Source organism: Pseudomonas sp. DY-1, assembly GCF_003626975.1.
In the GTDB taxonomy this organism is placed as follows: Bacteria; Pseudomonadota; Gammaproteobacteria; order Pseudomonadales; family Pseudomonadaceae; genus Metapseudomonas.
Genome location: NZ_CP032616.1, coordinates 2,038,664 through 2,056,226 on the forward strand (window position 1 = coordinate 2,038,664; position 17,563 = coordinate 2,056,226).

General features: G+C 60.7%; 28 protein-coding genes. 14 read left to right on the forward strand and 14 right to left on the reverse strand.

From position 1 onward, the window contains the following. Positions 1-28: 28 nt before the first annotated feature. The 12 genes from purF to D6Z43_RS09830 form a co-directional block, all read right to left on the reverse strand. Positions 29-1,534: an amidophosphoribosyltransferase gene (gene purF, locus D6Z43_RS09780; protein ID WP_120651750.1), complete on the reverse strand. Its 1,506-nt coding sequence runs from the start codon at positions 1,532-1,534 to the stop codon at positions 29-31. Between the two features lie 89 nt (positions 1,535-1,623). Next, a complete protein-coding gene (locus D6Z43_RS09785; RefSeq protein WP_077525450.1) occupies positions 1,624-2,136 on the reverse strand; it encodes a CvpA family protein in 513 nt (170 codons plus the stop codon). Positions 2,137-2,231: 95 nt separating this feature from the next. Then, a complete protein-coding gene (locus D6Z43_RS09790; protein WP_120651751.1) occupies positions 2,232-2,906 on the reverse strand; it encodes an SPOR domain-containing protein in 675 nt (224 codons plus the stop codon). Positions 2,907-2,911: 5 nt separating this feature from the next. Continuing rightward, positions 2,912-4,198 (reverse strand): bifunctional tetrahydrofolate synthase/dihydrofolate synthase, encoded by a 1,287-nt coding sequence (folC, locus tag D6Z43_RS09795; protein ID WP_120651752.1) that lies wholly within the window; start codon positions 4,196-4,198, stop codon positions 2,912-2,914. Beyond that, on the reverse strand, positions 4,195-5,067 hold the full coding sequence (gene accD / locus D6Z43_RS09800) for an acetyl-CoA carboxylase, carboxyltransferase subunit beta (protein WP_120651753.1): 873 nt from the start codon (positions 5,065-5,067) through the stop codon (positions 4,195-4,197). Before accD ends, folC begins: the two co-directional genes overlap by 4 nt. Positions 5,068-5,104: 37 nt before the next feature. Further along, on the reverse strand, positions 5,105-5,368 hold the full coding sequence (locus D6Z43_RS09805; protein WP_120651754.1) for a hypothetical protein: 264 nt from the start codon (positions 5,366-5,368) through the stop codon (positions 5,105-5,107). A 1-nt stretch (position 5,369) separates the two neighbouring features. Further along, positions 5,370-5,987, reverse strand: a complete 618-nt coding sequence (locus D6Z43_RS09810; RefSeq protein ID WP_120651755.1) for a phosphoribosylanthranilate isomerase — start codon at positions 5,985-5,987, stop codon at positions 5,370-5,372. 56 nt (positions 5,988-6,043) lie between these two features. Further along, on the reverse strand, positions 6,044-6,901 hold the full coding sequence (gene truA, locus D6Z43_RS09815) for a tRNA pseudouridine(38-40) synthase TruA (protein ID WP_371924365.1): 858 nt from the start codon (positions 6,899-6,901) through the stop codon (positions 6,044-6,046). A gap of 782 nt (positions 6,902-7,683) precedes the next feature. Continuing rightward, a complete protein-coding gene (locus D6Z43_RS28335; protein WP_256660981.1) occupies positions 7,684-7,812 on the reverse strand; it encodes a hypothetical protein in 129 nt (42 codons plus the stop codon). A gap of 10 nt (positions 7,813-7,822) precedes the next feature. Further along, positions 7,823-8,104 carry a hypothetical protein gene (locus D6Z43_RS09820; RefSeq protein WP_120651756.1) on the reverse strand — a complete coding sequence of 94 codons (282 nt, stop codon included), beginning with the start codon at positions 8,102-8,104 and terminating at the stop codon, positions 7,823-7,825. A 559-nt stretch (positions 8,105-8,663) separates the two neighbouring features. After that, on the reverse strand, positions 8,664-9,074 hold the full coding sequence (locus tag D6Z43_RS09825; RefSeq protein ID WP_120651757.1) for a DUF2514 family protein: 411 nt from the start codon (positions 9,072-9,074) through the stop codon (positions 8,664-8,666). Positions 9,075-9,103: 29 nt separating this feature from the next. Beyond that, positions 9,104-9,397 carry a hypothetical protein gene (locus tag D6Z43_RS09830; protein ID WP_120651758.1) on the reverse strand — a complete coding sequence of 98 codons (294 nt, stop codon included), beginning with the start codon at positions 9,395-9,397 and terminating at the stop codon, positions 9,104-9,106. A gap of 177 nt (positions 9,398-9,574) precedes the next feature. On the opposite strand from D6Z43_RS09830, the gene D6Z43_RS09835 reads away from it, so the two are divergent. From D6Z43_RS09835 to D6Z43_RS09855, 4 genes are all read left to right on the forward strand, one after another. Continuing rightward, positions 9,575-10,663 (forward strand): site-specific DNA-methyltransferase, encoded by a 1,089-nt coding sequence (locus tag D6Z43_RS09835; RefSeq protein ID WP_120651759.1) that lies wholly within the window; start codon positions 9,575-9,577, stop codon positions 10,661-10,663. 294 nt (positions 10,664-10,957) lie between these two features. After that, a complete protein-coding gene (locus D6Z43_RS09845) occupies positions 10,958-12,184 on the forward strand; it encodes a DNA cytosine methyltransferase (RefSeq protein ID WP_305955714.1) in 1,227 nt (408 codons plus the stop codon). A gap of 54 nt (positions 12,185-12,238) precedes the next feature. Continuing rightward, positions 12,239-12,526, forward strand: coding sequence for a hypothetical protein (locus D6Z43_RS09850; RefSeq protein WP_120651761.1), 288 nt, complete (start codon positions 12,239-12,241; stop codon positions 12,524-12,526). 127 nt (positions 12,527-12,653) lie between these two features. Beyond that, positions 12,654-12,905 (forward strand): hypothetical protein, encoded by a 252-nt coding sequence (locus tag D6Z43_RS09855; protein ID WP_162945826.1) that lies wholly within the window; start codon positions 12,654-12,656, stop codon positions 12,903-12,905. A 17-nt stretch (positions 12,906-12,922) separates the two neighbouring features. Here the strand turns inward: D6Z43_RS09855 and D6Z43_RS09860 are convergent, their stop codons facing one another. Together D6Z43_RS09860 and D6Z43_RS27865 are read right to left on the reverse strand one after the other, a co-directional pair. After that, the gene (locus D6Z43_RS09860) at positions 12,923-13,483 is read right to left on the reverse strand and encodes a hypothetical protein (protein ID WP_162945827.1); all 561 of its coding nucleotides are present in this window, start codon (positions 13,481-13,483) and stop codon (positions 12,923-12,925) included. A 57-nt stretch (positions 13,484-13,540) separates the two neighbouring features. Then, the gene (locus D6Z43_RS27865; RefSeq protein ID WP_162945828.1) at positions 13,541-14,056 is read right to left on the reverse strand and encodes a DUF2971 domain-containing protein; all 516 of its coding nucleotides are present in this window, start codon (positions 14,054-14,056) and stop codon (positions 13,541-13,543) included. 393 nt (positions 14,057-14,449) lie between these two features. On the opposite strand from D6Z43_RS27865, the gene D6Z43_RS09870 reads away from it, so the two are divergent. From D6Z43_RS09870 to D6Z43_RS09915, 10 genes are all read left to right on the forward strand, one after another. Next, positions 14,450-14,644 (forward strand): hypothetical protein, encoded by a 195-nt coding sequence (locus D6Z43_RS09870; protein ID WP_120651765.1) that lies wholly within the window; start codon positions 14,450-14,452, stop codon positions 14,642-14,644. A gap of 136 nt (positions 14,645-14,780) precedes the next feature. Continuing rightward, positions 14,781-15,140, forward strand: coding sequence for a DUF551 domain-containing protein (locus tag D6Z43_RS09875; RefSeq protein ID WP_120651766.1), 360 nt, complete (start codon positions 14,781-14,783; stop codon positions 15,138-15,140). Continuing rightward, complete coding sequence (locus D6Z43_RS09880; RefSeq protein WP_120651767.1) at positions 15,137-15,466, forward strand: DUF4406 domain-containing protein; 330 nt, start codon at positions 15,137-15,139, stop codon at positions 15,464-15,466. Before D6Z43_RS09875 ends, D6Z43_RS09880 begins: the two co-directional genes overlap by 4 nt. Further along, positions 15,463-15,825: a DUF4031 domain-containing protein gene (locus tag D6Z43_RS09885; protein ID WP_120651768.1), complete on the forward strand. Its 363-nt coding sequence runs from the start codon at positions 15,463-15,465 to the stop codon at positions 15,823-15,825. Before D6Z43_RS09880 ends, D6Z43_RS09885 begins: the two co-directional genes overlap by 4 nt. Continuing rightward, positions 15,822-16,022, forward strand: a complete 201-nt coding sequence (locus D6Z43_RS09890) for a hypothetical protein (RefSeq protein WP_120651769.1) — start codon at positions 15,822-15,824, stop codon at positions 16,020-16,022. Before D6Z43_RS09885 ends, D6Z43_RS09890 begins: the two co-directional genes overlap by 4 nt. Further along, positions 16,015-16,431: a hypothetical protein gene (locus D6Z43_RS09895; RefSeq protein ID WP_256660982.1), complete on the forward strand. Its 417-nt coding sequence runs from the start codon at positions 16,015-16,017 to the stop codon at positions 16,429-16,431. Before D6Z43_RS09890 ends, D6Z43_RS09895 begins: the two co-directional genes overlap by 8 nt. Next, the gene (locus D6Z43_RS09900; RefSeq protein WP_120651771.1) at positions 16,428-16,610 is read left to right on the forward strand and encodes a hypothetical protein; all 183 of its coding nucleotides are present in this window, start codon (positions 16,428-16,430) and stop codon (positions 16,608-16,610) included. Before D6Z43_RS09895 ends, D6Z43_RS09900 begins: the two co-directional genes overlap by 4 nt. Then, positions 16,603-17,004 (forward strand): hypothetical protein, encoded by a 402-nt coding sequence (locus D6Z43_RS28105; RefSeq protein ID WP_178083603.1) that lies wholly within the window; start codon positions 16,603-16,605, stop codon positions 17,002-17,004. Before D6Z43_RS09900 ends, D6Z43_RS28105 begins: the two co-directional genes overlap by 8 nt. Positions 17,005-17,061: 57 nt before the next feature. Further along, complete coding sequence (locus tag D6Z43_RS09910; protein WP_120651772.1) at positions 17,062-17,292, forward strand: hypothetical protein; 231 nt, start codon at positions 17,062-17,064, stop codon at positions 17,290-17,292. A gap of 33 nt (positions 17,293-17,325) precedes the next feature. Then, positions 17,326-17,562 (forward strand): DUF4224 domain-containing protein, encoded by a 237-nt coding sequence (locus D6Z43_RS09915; RefSeq protein ID WP_120651773.1) that lies wholly within the window; start codon positions 17,326-17,328, stop codon positions 17,560-17,562. Position 17,563 lies beyond the last annotated feature (1 nt).

The following is a 17,563-nucleotide window of genomic DNA, read 5'->3' on the forward strand; positions in this document are numbered from 1 at the left end:
ACTTACGACTCGCCGCCAGACGCGCGACTCAGTTGTTGTACAGATCGATAATGGCGCTGACCGCGTGGGCCTTGGCCTTGCTGGCGTCGTTACGGGCCTGCTCGATCTTGTTCAGATAGTGCTCATCCACGTCGCCGGTGATGTACTGGCCGTCGAAGACCGCACAGTCGAAGTGGTCGATCTTCACTTTACCGCCACCCACTGCGTCGATCAGGTCCGGCAGGTCCTGGTATACCAGCCAGTCAGCACCGATCAGTTCGGCCACTTCCTCGGTGGAACGGTTGTGGGCGATCAGCTCGTGGGCGCTGGGCATGTCGATGCCGTACACGTTCGGATAGCGCACCGCCGGAGCGGCGGAGCAGAAGTAAACGTTCTTGGCGCCAGCTTCGCGGGCCATCTGGATGATCTGCTTGCAGGTGGTGCCGCGAACGATGGAGTCATCCACCAGCATCACGTTCTTGCCGCGGAATTCCAGTTCGATCGCGTTCAGCTTCTGGCGCACGGATTTCTTGCGCGCGGCCTGGCCCGGCATGATGAAGGTACGGCCGATATAGCGGTTCTTCACGAAGCCTTCGCGGAACTTCACACCCAGGTGATTGGCCAGCTCCAGGGCAGCGGTGCGGCTGGTATCCGGAATCGGAATCACCACGTCGATGTCGTGCTCGGGACGTTCGCGCTGGATCTTCTCGGCAAGCTTCTCGCCCATGCGCAGACGCGCCTTGTAGACGGAGATGCCATCCATGATGGAGTCCGGGCGGGCCAGGTATACATGCTCGAAGATGCAGGGGGAATACTGCGGATCAGCCGCGCACTGGCGGGTGAACAGCTTGCCTTCCTCGGTGATGTAAACCGCTTCGCCCGGGGCCAGGTCGCGAATCAGGGTGAAGCCCAGCACATCAAGGGCCACGCTCTCGGAAGCGATCATGTACTCGACGCCTTCGTCGGTGTGGCGCTGACCGAAGACGATCGGGCGAATCGCATGGGGATCACGGAAGCCGACGATGCCGTACCCGGTAATCATCGCAACCACGGCGTAGCCACCCTTGCAGCGCGCGTGCACGCCGGAAACCGCGGCGAATACATCTTCCTCGGTAGGCTGCAGCTTGCCGCGGTGAGCCAGCTCGTGGGCGAACACGTTGAGCAGCACTTCCGAGTCGGAATTGGTGTTCACGTGGCGCAGGTCGGATTCGTAGATTTCCTTGGCCAGTTGCTCGACGTTGGTCAGGTTGCCGTTGTGCGCCAGAGTGATGCCATAAGGCGAGTTGACGTAGAACGGCTGGGCCTCTGCGGAGCTGGAGGAGCCGGCAGTGGGATAGCGCACGTGGCCGATGCCCATGCTGCCGACCAGGCGCTGCATGTGGCGCTGCTGGAAGACGTCACGGACGAGACCGTTGTCCTTGCGAAGGAAGAGCCGGCCATCATGGCTGGTCACAATACCGGCAGCGTCCTGGCCGCGATGCTGAAGCACGGTAAGCGCGTCATACAGCGCCTGATTGACGTTCGACTTACCGACGATACCGACGATGCCACACATGTGACGCAACCCCTGCTAGTAGTTCAGGCTAATCAAGTACCCGTCCAGGCCGTTTGGGCATGGACGAGCATGCTTCCAGTTGCGACGCATCAGCTGGGTGAGCTGATGCCGCTCGCGAGCCACTGACTGGTGAAGCCCAGAATAAGGTTCTTCGACCAGTCAGCGACCATTAGAAAATGCGGTAACAGCGTAGATTGCTGCCACCAGGGATCCTGTTGCACCGGTGCCAGGCTAAGCAGGCCGACCAGCAGCACAACCAGCAGCGCACCACGGGCGGCGCCAAAGGCCATGCCCAGCACGCGGTCAGTGCCGTCCATACCGGTAACCCTGACCAGTTCGCCGATCAGGAAATTGATCAAGGCACCCACCAGCAAGGTGGCGATGAAGAGAATGGCGCATGCGGCGATGATGCGCGCCGAAGGCATTTCGATGAATTCAGTGAGGTGCAGCGACAAGGCGCCGCCGAAGGTCCAGGCAACAACACCTGCGACTATCCAGGTCAGGAGCGAGAGGGCTTCCTTGACGAAGCCCCGACTCAAACTGACCAGACTGGAAACGGCGATGATGGCGATTATCGTCCAATCGACCCAGGTGAATGCCACGATGCGGCCCACAAACAGAAAAGGCGCTGCATTTTAGCAGAGCCCTTCCACTCCGGTAACCCGCGGAGCAGAAAGGGCTCGATTAACCTGCTCTATCAGGTCTTTTCCGGCTGGAAACGGACGATGAAGCCGTTCAGCTTCTGCTGACGGGAGAGCTGGTCGCGCAGGCGATTGGCCTCGGCACGCTCGATTACCGGGCCGACGAACACTCGGTTCATGCCCTCCACGCTGCGGATGTAGGCGTTATAGCCCTGGGTACGCAGGTTCTTCTGCAGGTTCTCGGCACTGGCGCGACTGGACAGGCTGGCGAGCTGGATCGACCAACTGACCGGCAAGCCATTGAGATCCAGACGCTTCTCTTCGGCCTTGACCGCCGCAATGGGAGCAGCCGGCACGGGCACCGGTGTCTTAGCCTGAGCTGGTGCCGCAGGTTGCGGCTGCGCAGGAACCGGAACGGCAGGTGCGGTCGGTTGGGCGGGCGCTGTCGGTGCGGCCTCCTCGGCCGGAGGCATAGCCGAAGCGAGTGCGTCGTCGACAGGCTCCAGCGGCGGCACAGGCTCCTGAGGCAGAGCTTGCGGCTCCGGCACCTGGACCTGCTCGAGCTCCACCGGCGGCATTTCCGGCGCCTTCGGCATGGGCGGAGCCTCGACCACCACCTGGCGCATCTCGTCCTCGCGACTGAACAGCATGGGCAGGAAGATCACCGCCAGCGCCACCAGCACCAGAGCGCCGACGATACGTTGCTTGAGTCCCTTGTCCATTACAGCCATTTCCCCTACTCCCCCGCTGCTTGGTTATCCAGCCAGCTCAGCGCCTCAGCCACACTGTAGAACGAACCGAACACCAGAATCTCGTCGTCCGGTGACGCCCGCTCACACTGCGCCTCGAGAGCTGCGGCGATATTTTCGTGGACACTGACGCTTGCGTGAAGGTTCGTCAATGCCGCCTGCAGTTCCGATGCGGGACGGCTACGCGGGGTGGGCAATGGCGCCACAGCCCAGTGGGCCAGTCGCGCGCTCAGGGGGCCAAGAACGCCGGGAAGATCCTTGTCGGAAAGCAGACCGAAAACAGCCAGGTGGTTGCCGGCAACCGGGCGGGCAGCGAGGCGTGCCGCCAAGTACTCGGCCGCATGGGGGTTATGACCGACATCCAGCAGCAGGGAAACCCTCTTGCCGTGCCAGTCGAGGTTGCGGCGATCCAGTCTTCCGGTGACCCGCGTACCGATCAGCGCGGCCTGGAGGGCTTCCGGCTGCCAGGGCATGCCCAGCAGCGCATAGGCCTGAAGTGCCAGAGCGGCGTTTTCCATAGGCAAGTCGAGCAGAGGCAGATCATGCAGTTCCAGCACCTGCCCGGAAGCGCAGGTACCACGCCAGTGCCAACCGCCATCGCCCTGCGCCAGGTCGAATTCTCTTCCGCGCAAGAACAGCGGCGCGGCAAGCGCATGCGCCTGGTCCAACAGCGGTTGAGGCGGGTCCAGATCGCCACACAGGGCCGGCTTGCCCGCGCGGAAAATGCCTGCTTTCTCGAAGGCCACGCTTTCCCGTGTGTCGCCGAGCCAGTCCGCGTGATCCAGGCCGATGCTGGTCACCAGAGCGAGATCGGCATCCACCAGATTCACTGCGTCCAGGCGACCGCCAAGGCCAACTTCCAACACCACGGCATCGAGGCTTGCATGCTGGAACAACCAAAAGGCTGCCAGGGTGCCCATTTCGAAATAAGTAAGAGAGATTTCGCCGCGCGCGGCTTCTACCGCGGCGAACGCATTGCAGAGCGCCTGATCGGTAGCCTCCTGGCCGTTCAACTGGACGCGCTCGTTGTAACGCAGCAAGTGCGGCGAGCTGTACACACCAACCCTGAGCCCTTGAGCGCGCAATAGCGCGGCCAGGAAAGCGCAAGTGGAACCCTTGCCGTTAGTGCCGGTGACCGTGATCACTTTCGGAGCCGGCCGGGTCAGGCCCAGCCGTTCGGCAACTTCGCGGCTACGCTCCAACCCCATGTCAATGGCTGTGGGGTGGAGCTGTTCAAGATAGGAAAGCCAGTCGGCAAGGGTTTTCTGGGTCATGCGATAGCCGGGGAAGGTAGACGCAGCATCTGCGCCAGCAGCCGACCAAGGCGCTCTCGCAGCTCTGCGCGTGGGATGATCATGTCGATGGCGCCGTGCTCCAGCAGGAACTCGCTGCGCTGGAAGCCTTCCGGCAGCTTCTCGCGCACGGTCTGCTCGATCACGCGCGGACCGGCAAAGCCGATCAGGGCGCGCGGCTCGCCGACGATCACGTCGCCAAGCATCGCCAGACTGGCCGAAACGCCACCGTAGACCGGGTCGGTCAGTACGGAAATGAAGGGGATGCCCTCTTCACGCAGGCGGGCCAGGACTGCGGAGGTCTTGGCCATCTGCATCAGAGAAATCAGGGCTTCCTGCATCCGCGCACCACCGGAGGCGGAGAAGCAGACCAGCGGGCAACGCTTTTCCAGGGCAACGTTGGCGGCGCGAACAAAGCGCTCACCGACGACGGCCCCCATCGAGCCCCCCATGAAGGAAAACTCGAAGGCGCAAGCCACGATCGGCATCTTGTGCAGGGTGCCGCTCATCGCAATCAGCGCATCTTTCTCGCCGGTATCTTTCTGGGCGGCTACCAGGCGGTCCTTGTACTTCTTGCTGTCACGGAACTTCAGGCGATCTACCGGTTCCAGGTCAGCCCCGATCTCTTCGCGACCTTCCGGGTCCAGGAAGATGTTCAGGCGAGTGCGCGCGTCGATGCGCATGTGGTGGTTGCACTTAGGGCAGACGTCCAGCGTCTTTTCCAGCTCGGGCTTGTAAAGCACCGCCTCGCAGGACGGGCACTTGTGCCAGAGGCCTTCCGGAACGGAGCTCTTCTTCACCTCAGAACGCATGATCGAAGGGATCAGCTTGTCTACCAGCCAGTTGCTCATGCTCTAGTTCTCCACAGCTTTCAGGCCCGAACACGCGCTAGCGGTTCATAGCCCCGCGCATGTCCTTGAGCGAATTCATGGTTGCGACCCCGGCACTCAGCATGTAACCGGGGATCACCCTGGTGATGGCCTCACCACCACCCTCTAAAAAAACAGGCCCGATCGACGCAGCCTTGCCGCGTGACCCGACAGGCTTCGCCTGACTGGGCAACTCGGTTATGGACGGCAGCGACGCGCTGTCCGTCACATATGCAGGAGACGCGCCAGCAAGCAAATACGCGAAATCTTCCGCGATCTGCATGTCAGGCACGTGCCCGTTGGATGAAGGCTTGAATCTTTGCTGCGTCCTTGATGCCCTTGCTGGCCTCGACGCCACCGCTGACATCCACGGCATAAGGGCAAACCTGGCGCACCGCTTCGCCGATATTCTCGGGGGTCAGACCGCCAGCGAGAATCACCGGCTTTGCCGCATTCCGGGGCACCAGGCTCCAGTCAAAGGCTTCGCCGGTGCCACCAGGGATGCCCGCGACATAGGTGTCGAGCAGAACACCGGATGCGTCGGGGTAGCGTGCGATCGCCGCCGCAACATCATCACCCGGCTTGACCCGCAGCGCCTTGATGTAGGGGCGACCGTAGCCCGCGCAGTCCGCCGGGCTTTCATCTCCGTGGAACTGCAACAGGTCAAGGGACACCACTTCCAGCAACTGCTTCAGCTCAGCCCGCGGCATGTCGACGAAGAGCCCGACAGTAGTCACGAATGGCGGCAGCGCAGCGATGATGGCACCCGCCTGGGCAGAAGTTACGGCGCGCGGACTCTTGGCGTAGAACACAAAACCTATGGCATCCGCCCCGGCAGCAACCGCAGCCAGGGCGTCCTCGATTCGGGTAATACCGCAGATTTTGATGCGAACGGCTGACAAGATGCGGGCACCTGAAGGCTAAAGACCACGGATGTTAGCAAAGGCCTGACGCAGCGTCAGCCCGCGCAATCCGGCAAACCGGAAAGAAAGTGCGGCCCCAGGTAACGCTGGGGGAGCTCGAACTCTTCGGGGTACTCGACACGCACCAGATAGAGCCCATAGGGATGCGCTGTCACGCCGCCCTCCCGACGGATCCGCCCCTCCAGCACCTGCTCCGCCCACTCCGCCGGCTGCTCGCCGGCACCGATGGTCATCAGCACCCCGGCGATATTGCGCACCATGTGGTGGAGGAATGCATTGGCGCGGATATCGAGCACGATCAGGCGTCCGTGCTCAATCAGCTCAAGGTGATGCACCGTCTTGATCGGCGATTTCGCCTGGCACTGTCTGGCGCGAAACGCACTGAAGTCATGGGTTCCCACCAGGCAGCGCGAAGCCTCGCGCATACGCTGGACATCCAGGGGGCGGTGGTTCCAGGTCACTTCCTCAGCCATGTGCGCCGGACGAATCTCGTCGTTGTAGATCACATAGCGATAGCGCCGGGCCATGGCGCTGAAGCGGGCATCGAAATTCTTCGGCATCTCCCGCGCCCAGGTAACACTGATATCCGGCGGCAGGTTCGCGTTAGCCCCCATCACCCAGGAGAGCGCAGACCTCGAGACGGGTGTATCGAAGTGCACGACCTGGCCACTGGCATGAACCATGGCGTCGGTACGTCCGGCGCAGGAGAGTGTCACCGGGGCACCACCCGCCACACGGCAAAGGGCTTTCTCCAGCGCGCCCTGGATAGAAGGAACCCCGTCGATCTGGCGCTGGAAGCCGCGATATCGCGAACCCTTGTATTCAACGCCAAGGGCAATTCTGTAAATGCCAGCGGCAGCCGAATTGGCTGCCGGAGAATCTTTATCAATCAAGGACTTATAGCCTTTTCGTTTCCACAACGGCGCAAATTATACCGGGCTGGAGGCTTAGTGCCACGCGGGGCCCGGTTTTAGTTGCGGAAACGATTTTGAGGGCATTTCTGCCACAGCCCGCAGCCTTTCCTATATATAAAGGAAGGGCCCGCTGACTTCCAGTAATGCAGCAGTAGCGTAACGACGACGCTGCAGCGCCCGCCCTGCCTAACTTCGAGATCGAAACTGTCTAAAACGAAATGCCGAGATAGCGCCCCGGAGAGCCAGTATTTCCGGGATCAGTCGAGTTAGTTTTAGACAGCCTTTCCCGTCCGTTCTGGGCACTGACCTCCCCCCTACGCTACTCTATTCGTCCACGGAACACAGACCATGTGCGGGCCATTGAAGTGCTCTGGCACATCGGCGGCCGCCAGGAGCTAGACCAGAGATGCGTACAAAAACGCGGCATGGAGCCCCTGTTGGCCCCGTCCCAAGCAGGACACTAGTCAAGCACCTCCAAAGTTGGCTCGCGGCTCTTGAAGGCGAGCATGAAGACGAGGCATGCAGCAGCTCAAAAGCTCATATAACGAAGCAACTGAAAAGACTTAAGTGCCCCCACGATCCAACTGCTGACTTCAAAACACTGCTAAGAATGCTAATTGATCGACTGTATGAGGAAAGGGCTAGGTGGGGGATAGACGAGGCCGAAGAGGACGCTCGCGAGGCTGCGGAATACGCGGCCAATCCAGACCTATTGTAGAGATTGATGGCCCTGATCTGAGACCTTCGCGTCAGCAGGACAGTTATTGGCACGCCTGCTGCGCCGCCACCAGCTCCCGCTCGTAGCCGAGCCGTTGCCGCCCAACCACCAGCAGCGATTTCACCTTCACCTGCCGGCTGTCATTCTTCTTCGGGCCGGATCGAGCGGGCATTTCCCTTCGTCTACTTTAGGGCGCTGCTCTCCTCCACTGCGAGCAGCAGCGGGACCTCCTCTCCCCTTAAAGCGCGAATCTCGACCAGGAGCTGGTCGACTGTCTCCTCGAGCGGCTCTTTCCCCGTTAACGATTGCTTTGCGATCCCGGTGATCCACCAGCTCTCCCCCGTTGCCGGGTTGTCTATCGCTGCGCCTACTACTCCGTCCGACGCAAATGAGCACTTGACGATGTGTCCAGGCAGAAGCGCGGAAAGCCTTCCTTGCAACCGGCTGTCCAGTTTGGTTCTCATGGGATCACTCCAAGGCAGGGCCGGTCAGTTCCATGACCATTCGAGAGATTGATTTAACTCCGCACGCCCTGGAACGTCCGTTCGATACCGTACCTATCGACGCTTTTCTAGGTCTTCCAGCTGGCATCAACAACGCCGGAACGACTCTCCGGAGCTACTGGATCCAGTGGACGTGGTGCTGACTGAATAGCCCCAGCCATCCACCTGTCACCTACAAACGTGCAGGTATACATACAGACCTATGCTCCCCTTGTGCCCTTGCTCATGAGGGCACTGAGCCAGTCAGCTTTGAATCGGCCCAGCCCGAACCTGGCTGGCTCTTTTCGCTGGAACACTTCTGCCGCGGTACCTGCTCGCTATCGCGGCAATTTCTTGCATCTCATCGCGCACCCGAGCCGTACCGCTGGCCTGCCTTGAATCGGAGTATGCTGAAGGCGTCCCCTTAGAGGGACGAAGGCTGCGCATCTTCTGGGGAAGCCCCCTGACGCAGCCGCCCCATAAAGAACAAAAACACGACTGCCGCCATGCCCCTTCCCCATCGACATGGCGGCTTTTCTGTTCACCTTCCTCTCAATCGACCATAGGCAACTTCACAGGCCTTCCCCGCTGTTCCTCGCTCGTCGGCTTCGGCAGCATAGAATCCAGCAGCCTCTCCAATCCGGCCGAGCAGGTCGGCTCGCATTCGGGCCTCGACTTCGGCTGCCTGGCTGAGTTGGGCAGTAAAGGAATTGCCGCAGGCGCGACTCCTTCGCTCAGCCTCGTCGAATCGCTGCTGCAGCCGCTGGAGAGCATCGCCAGCCCGAGCAGCATCGACCCGAGCCACTTCCAATTTCCCTTCTGCTTCATTCCCCACCTCATCCACCGCCTTCTGGCGACGCTGTTCTTCAGTTCTGGACTGGGCATCGGCGCGCCGATCGCGCTCCGAGACCTCCAGCCGGTAAGCCGAAGGCGCCCGCCGGGCCGCCAGCATGGACCGGGAAGAAGCCTAGTGCGCAGACATCAATCGTCCTCGCACTTCACCTCTTTCTTGTACTCATCACGCTTGGCTTCGACCTTGACCCGGCAGGGGCCGTCCCAGTACTCGTCCTTCCACTCTCCACGAGGCCAGGTTCGACCACGCCCATCCGGGCACTTGACCTCCAGCTTGTAATCGCCCTTGTCCGAGACCTCTTTGACGCGACACGGGCCATCTCGGTACTCGTCCTCCCACTTATCGCCGGCAATGACCTGACCAGGCTGGCTGGCAACGGAGGAGAACAACAAGAACGCGACCAGGAATGGCAGTACGCGCATCACGCAACCTCAGCATAGGGAAAGGAACAAGCCCCCGCCGAAGTCGCGGGAGCGCCAGATGCTCGTAAGACACTGGCGCAAGCGCTTTTGCTCAGCGCAGGTCAGTCAAGACGCCAAACAAACTATCCCACCCGCCAGCCGCACCAGCGGCACGGCATCGCTCGACCTGGAGAAAGCATGACGCCATCCCACCAGATTCTGGTCGGGGATTGTCTGGAGCTGCTGCGCCAGATGCCCGATCAGTCCGTGCACTGCTGCGTCACCAGCCCGCCCTACTTCGGCCTGCGCGACTACGGCGTGGATGGCCAGATCGGGCTGGAGGAAACCCCTGCCGAGTTCATCACCAGGCTGGTTGAGGTGTTCCGCGAGGTGCGCCGGGTGCTGCGCGACGACGGCACCTGCTGGGTGAACATGGGAGACAGCTACGCCACTGGTGGCCGAGGTGGTGGCGGTTCGTACATGGCCGAGCGCGGGGACGGCGCTTGGAAGGGTCGGAGCAAGGCCTCCGGATGGCGATCAGCGCCAGCCGGGCTGAAGCACAAGGACCTGATGGGCATGCCCTGGCGCCTTGCCTTCGCCCTGCAGGATGACGGCTGGTACCTGCGCCAGGACATCATCTGGCACAAGCCGAACCCCATGCCCGAGAGCATTCGGGACCGCTGCACCAAGGCTCATGAGTACCTGTTCCTGCTCAGCAAGTCGCGCCGCTACTACTTCGACCAAGCCGCGATATCCGAACCCCTGGCGCCAGCCTCGGTGGAGCGTCTGGCCCAGGAAGGCTGGGACGATCAGGAAGGCAGGGATCGGGTGCCGGGGAAAACCAACGGCGCCATGAAGGCCGTCGGCGGCAAGCGCAGCAAGCGATACAGCTTCGCCCGGGAAACGAAAGCCACGGCCGGCGAGCACGGCCAGAAGGGTCAGCACCGCCCCGACCGCCCCGACATCGACTACAGCGACAAGCGCAACAAGCGCAGCGTCTGGTCGGTGGCCACCGTCGGATTTAAGGGAGCTCACTTCGCCACCTTCCCGCCCGACCTGATCCGCCCCTGCATCCTGGCCGGCGCTCCGCGCGGAGGCCTCGTGCTTGATCCATTCGGCGGTGCCGGCACTACCGGCCTGGTGGCCATGCAGGAAGGCCGGCTCTCGGTCCTCTGCGAACTCAACCCCGGCTATGCCGAAATCGCGCGGGCGCGCCTGGCTACTGCCTGGATCGAGGGCGCCGCCCAGCTCGACATCTTCAACGACTCCAAGAAGATCGCTAGATGAGCCTTGCAGCCCGGTCAGCCGTTATGACCGCTATTTCGCCGGTCCCTTGATAGCTGGCGATCCACCTCCTTGATTCATCAACGTTGAACGACCAGCCGTTCTTCGACAGCAGCTCAAGGGCTGACCTGGTGACCTTGTATTCACCACAGGCAGGGCAAGCCAGCCATTCGTAGTCACCAGTAGATGCCCCCTGGCTCGCTTCTGAACCACAGATAAAGCACTTCATCACGCCCCACCTCCTCTGCTGCAGGCCAATGAACTGTAGCCAATCCAAGCCAACAAGGAATAAGCAGCATGACGGCATTCCAGCCCCTGCCGCTCCCACTGGAATGGGAGCTGTACGTCGACCTGTTTGCCGGCATCGGCGGCGCCAGCGATGGCGGTGCGAGCGTCTACAGGCATCCGGACATCGCGATCAACCACAACCCCACGGCGATTGCGATTCACCGCGCCAACCACCCGAACACCAAGCACTTCATCACCGACGTGTTCGAGGTGGACCCGGTCGAAGCCACCGGCGGCCAGCCGGTGGGCATCCTCTGGGCCTCGCCGGACTGCCGGCACTTCAGCAAGGCCAAGGGCGGGAAGCCGGTCAACCGGAAGATCCGCAGCCTTGCATGGGTGGTGATCCAGTGGGCCCAGGCCACCCGGCCGCGCATGATCTTCCTGGAGAACGTCGAGGAGTTTCAGGACTGGGGCCCGCTGGGTGAAGACCACAAACCGATCAAGAGCGAGCGTGGGCGCACCTTCAAGGCCTTCATTGCTGCCCTGGGCGAAGGCCTGCCGGCCGATCACCCGGACTTCGACGACATCCTGCAGGCCATCGGCAAGCACGTGACCGCCGCCGACCTGATGCGCGGCATGGGGTACAAAGTGGAGTGGCAGGTGCGGGTCGCGGCCAACGCCGGTACCCCCACCATCCGCAAGCGCCTGTTCCTGATCGCGCGCCGCGATGGCGAGCCCATCCTCTGGACCAAGCCGAAGTTTCACCAGAACCCGGGCAAGGGCCAGCAGGGCTGGAGGCCAGTCTGGGAGTGCATCGACTTTTCCAACCTGGGCAAGTCGATCATCGACGATCGCCTGGTCGCCAACTCCAACCGGCGCGTGGCCAAGGGCTTCTGGAAGCATGTGGTCGAGACGGACAAGCCTTTCATCGTACCGCTGGAGGATGGCTCCCTGGCGCCGTACCTGACGGAGTTCGCCAACACATCGAGCCAGCGAACCGGTCGACCTGGTGCTGATCGGCGACTACGTGCTAGTGGACTTCACCCTGCGGATGCTGAAAGCCCGCGAGCTGAAGATATCGATGGGGTTCCGCGAGGATTACATCATCGACCGCGGCCTGTTCGAAGACCCGGTGACCGGCGAGCTGCAGTGGAAAGGAATCTCGGAGGCCGACCAGATCAAGGGCATCGGCAATGCCGTCTGCCCCCAGGACCCGGCCGACCTGATCGAGTTGAACGCCGGCAAGCTGATCAGGCTTTACCGCGCCCAGGCAGCCTGAGCCGAGAAATAACCTGACCGTCTCCTGTGGCCGGGTGTCTACCCAATAGGCGCCCACCACCGGAGACGGTCATGAACAAGCCCACTCAACAGCACGCAGCCGGCCTAGAAATGGCCAAAGAGATCGTCACCACCGAAGGCATGTGCCTCGGAGACATCCCAGCCATGCTCGACACCCTCATCGCCGATTCCAGAGTTTCACCGCTGGGACGCCCGGCCTTGGACGAACTCCTCGACCTGGCAACCGAATTGAGGAAGGCGGGTGCCAGCAGTTCACAAGAACTGTATAGGACGGACTATTCCACGGGTCTGGGGCGCGCCTTGACCATGATCCTGGAGCGCATCAAGACACTCCAGTGAGCTATCCCGGGCTCGCTGATCGGGGAGGCCTGGACGGCCGATCAGGTGCATGCGCAGAATACTGTTCATTTATCCAGTATTCGCCATGCACTTCGAAATCCAACGAATGCGCCACAAGGGCCGCGCCATGAAGAGGCGCCAAGACGTCAACGCCACCCCTATCCGAGGTGACGTCAGGATCGGATTGGCCAAGAACACCCCGATGGAGCGGCCAGCCCTGGCGGCATCGATCCAGGCTGAAGGTCGACTCCAGCCAGAGCTACCACCCCTCTACGACGTACAGGTGCACAGCCTCATCGGTGATTCCCTGGTGATCACCGGAACGGAGATCATCGACGGGGTGGCCTATGCGCAGTCGTGGCATTGCAGGGTGGTGTGATAAGTCAACAAGATGACTTAAGTTGATCTCCAGTTTGGCCACATTTCAGCCACTTTTTCCCACAAAGGAAGCTCGGCGTGAACATAGATTCGCGCCCAGGCCTCAAGGGCTGCTGTGTAAACGTCGAAATCAACGTATTCATTTACGCCATCAATGATCTTTACCTTGTATTTTTTATCTTCACTTCGAACTACTTGGGTTGATACTTCTGGACGATTGTAATCAACAGAAACATGCTTAACAGCAGTTCCAATCTGCCTGCACAATGCTATGGCAGGGCATACCCTCTGCACGGCCAGGCAAAATTTCTTTTTGTCATTGATGCTCTCGTCACCTAAGCACATAGCTAGCTTTAGCTTCATGGCCGGATCGCTAAACTGCCAAATCCAATCACTCATATGCCATGCCGTAATAGCGCAGTTCATTGACTTGAAAATCCTTGCAGCGGGATTTTTATCTATGCACTGTATAACTTCCGCTATTTCCCAGCTAAGTTTTGAAAGCCAAGCAATCGAATGGCCGGATTGCATCATCTTTTCAAGATCAATCTGCCCGTGGGTACTGGACTTCCGCTCCACATCATTACTCCTAACTAACAATTCCCCGAACCTACCCCACTCCATGCCATAGCGCCACTACGGCGAAGGGTGATGGGCTGATCTGCAGTCACACTCAGAGATCGGGCAGGCGCTCACCACCGGGCGCGGCCGATGAAAGTCTCTAATATTCAGTTGGTACTTTTTGGAATCTAATTGAGCCCTATAAATTTTGATCGCGTCTGACCGCCCCCTGTTTGCTTCCTGCACTGCCGATCTGAGTCTCTGGAAGTCATCATCAGAGATCCGGCAGCCTGCAATGACACTTTTGATCAGAGACGGCTCAAACGCGAATACGCCAGCACCACCCTGATATCGAACAACTCGCTCCTCTTCCTCGTATCGCCACTCATCACTCTTGTATACAAAGAGCCTATCTATACTTTCTGGAGAAGCCCGCTCCCAAACATCAATGACTGGACGCTCCTTCACATATTCAACCGGAAACGTGACCAGCCACTTAGGATCTGTGCCATCTTGACCTACCTGAAAGACTTCAGGCTCCTGAAACTCGACAACAAACCCCGTGTGATGTGCTGCGTAATGCGACCACATCAAAGTACTCCATGGAGTTCGAGTGAGAGAAAGTATTCCGACAGCGCTTAGAGTTTGCTCCTGAATACGCCCATCTCGAAATGCAAAGTTAACCCGATTTATGGCTTTTTGATTAGCCTGAAGTCTTTTTGCGGGCGGTAAACCAGCCCACTCTACCCGCCGAAAAAAATCTGGCCGGGCCTTTGTCGGTGACTTTGTTTCCCTGTACACGGGATTACAGTCAAAAGGATCATTAAATCTTGAAGGCTCAGAAAACTTGATTTTGTTCTTTGTGTTGATATCCAAAACCAAGTAACCGGAATCAAAGGAAACATACTTGTAGAGAAATCTGCCTGACATCCTGAACCCTCATAACGGATGAAATAGTCAAATATAACCCAGGGAGGAATTTATATGCCCAGTTACTATCCCAAGGGCGGCCGCTGTTCTGCCTGCGCCAAGGCCCACGACGACTGCTCAGCCCTGCCCTTTCACGCCATGCCGGTTCACCGACGAGACGGAGCGGACGTGGTGGTCATCTGCAGCGAGTTCCGCCAGGCCAACCACGACGCCTCGCTGAAGGCTGGCGGAGGAAGAAACAGACGATGACCCCACCGATCTACTGCCGAGTCACCGGCAAGCGCACCAACGACTGCGACTGCTTCCGCTGCATCCCCGTTCCACCCAAGTCCTGATCCATCCCCTACCTACTCAGCTTGGCGATACACGCCAGGGAGGCCCCGTCATGTCTGCAGAAAAAGCGATCCACCCGAACGACCAGGAACTGATGGAGCGAATCCACAGCCAGCACTGCGAGGTGATCCAGCGCCTGAGCGACGACGCCATCAAGTTTCAGGACGCCTCCTATGCACTGGGACGCCTGCGCGGAAAGCAGGAAGCAGCGCCGCAGTGGGTGCCGGTAACCGAGCGGATGCCTGAAATCGGCGAGCCTCTTCTGGTTGCAGGGCTTCGCTCTGACGGTGAAGGGTACTGGCGGCAAACCGGAACAAGGCGAGAGGACGGCCTCTACAACGGGTACGGGAGCTATCTGTACAGCGTCACCCACTGGATGCCGCTGCCGGCGGCGCCGGAGGTGCAGGCATGAAGCGCATCTACCTCGCCGGCCCCATGACCGGCCTGCCCGAGTTCAACTACCCGGCCTTCAATGCCGAAGCCGCCCGCCTCCGCGCCCTGGGTTACCAGGTGGAGAACCCCGCCGAGAACCCGCCCCAGGACGGCTGGGAGGACTACATGAAGCAGGCCATCCCGCAGCTCCTGACCTGCGACCTGATGGCCCTGCTGCCCGGCTGGGAAAAATCCAAGGGTGCCATGCTTGAGCACCACATTGCCTGCAACCTGGGAATCCTCCGGGTGATGGCGGCGGACATCGGGCGCAGGGCACTGGCCACGCCGGGAGGGCTGCCAGCATGACCGTCTACGTCGACAACATGCATGAGTCCAAGCTCGGCAACTTCGGGCGCATGAAGATGAGCCACATGATCGCCGACACCACCGAAGAGCTGTTGGCCATGGCCGACAGGATTGGCGTGCAGCGCAGGTGGCTCCAGTATCCGGGCACTCACAAGGAACACTTCGACATTGCCCTCAGCAAGCGCGCCCTGGCCATTGCGGCTGGAGCCGTCGAGATCGACATGGAGCAGACCAGCGCAATGTGTCGGCGCCGGCGAGATACCGGCGAACTTGGCCAGGCAGATGAAGCCGTCGAGTGGCTGACTGCTCAGGTTCGTGAAGCCATCCAGGCGCGCAATGCGCAGCAGGTGGCGCCATGACCACCAGCATGCAGCCCTCCGCCTTCCAGCAGAAGACCGACGCCCTGCTTACCGACCATCCCCTGGCCCAGGCCATCGCCCTTCTCAAGCGCGCCAAGAACCACCTCAACCACTCCAGCGTCCTGGCGCAGGACCTGAGCACCGAAATTTCCGAGTTCACCGCCGCCTATGAGCGGAAGGAGCAGGACCGTGCGTGAAGTAACCGAGCGCGACTTCCGGATGCCGGAGTTTCGCGATGCTAAGCCCGAAGACTACGAGTTCCGCGACGACGGGAAGGTGGTGCGGAAGGATCGCTGGGAGACTGGCATCCGCCAGATCGTGAGCCTCCTCGGCAACTCGAGGGCTAAGTTCGAGATTCCCAATGTCGTGGAAGCCGTCCGAAAGCTCGTCATCGACTGGTACTCGCCCGACCCGGATGAGTTTCCGGAGTGCGACCAGATTGCCATCCAACTCTCGTGCGGCAGCGTTCTGCGCCACTTGGAACGAAACGGTGACGGCTACCGCTGGCCGTTCAGTGGCCAGCAGTTCGACCGCAAAGACTGGGGCGCAGACGTCGTCGGCTGGATAGATGAGCGAGACATGGCAGCGAAGGAGCAACAACCATGAGCACCTTCCGCCGAAAACGTGATGGCGCCCTCTATCGGACCGATCTGGTGGAGCGCGAATGGCCAGGCTGGAAGACGCGTGGCCCCTGCTACGTCCTCCGCCCGGTATGGGATGGGCGCACTCACTACAAGACCGTCGCAGCCTTCGTGCGCGAATTCGAGGAGGTCAGCAATGGATAGAGCCCAACGCCACAGCGCCATGGTCGATTTCATGCAGTACAGCAAGCGGGAGACCGTTGTGCTGGAAGAGGATCACCTGAAGGTGGAGAAGGAGAACGCCAGGCTTCGGGAAGAGTTGGAGGCGCTGCGCAAGGACAAGGACCGGCTCGACGCCATCGCCGCGAACTGCTGGGACGTTCGCTACGACAGCAGCCCAAACGCGGACGCCGGCGACAGCACCATCAGCATTGAGGTCGTCGGCCACTTCATGGGAGCGCCGCATGAGCGGGTCGTGGGAGAGAACTACGACGAGAACCTGCGCGCAGCCATCGACCAGGCCATGACCGCCGATGCCTACCCTCCGGCTCGGCCCGAGTACGACGACCACGGCAGGCCGCTGTCCGGTCGCAAGTAACCCCTTCCCCACCTACCCCACCAGCTGCCGGCGAGAGTCGGCGGAGAGGTATCGCTCATGCGCAAGAAAGCCACATCGGCCTACGGGACGATCAACGAACACGTCATCGATATCAGCCGGGAGAGCGAGGACGAGGACTGGTACATCGTCGTCACGGCGCCATGCGGCATGCGCGACTACGACGGCTGGTGGACGGACTCGGCAGATAAAACGATCGAGCAAGCCCTGGCGGAGGCCGTACACGGCAGCTGCCTATTTGAAGTCCCCGATGAAGACGAAGAAGAATAGCCCAGCCCAGCGCTGACCAGCGAGGTATCCAGCATGGACATCCAGACCGAAACCCTTAGCGACGAAGAGCTGGTCGCCATCACCGGCTACCGTCTACCTTCACTGCAGATCAAGTGGCTCGCCAAGAACGGGTGGCAGTACGCCCTCACCGGGGCGCGCCGCCCCGTCGTCGGCCGCGTGTACGCCCGGCTCAAGCTGGCCGGCGTAAAACCTTCATCCTCCAATGCCGTGGCCGAACCCTGGTCACTGGACCTTTCTCGCGTGGGGTAAG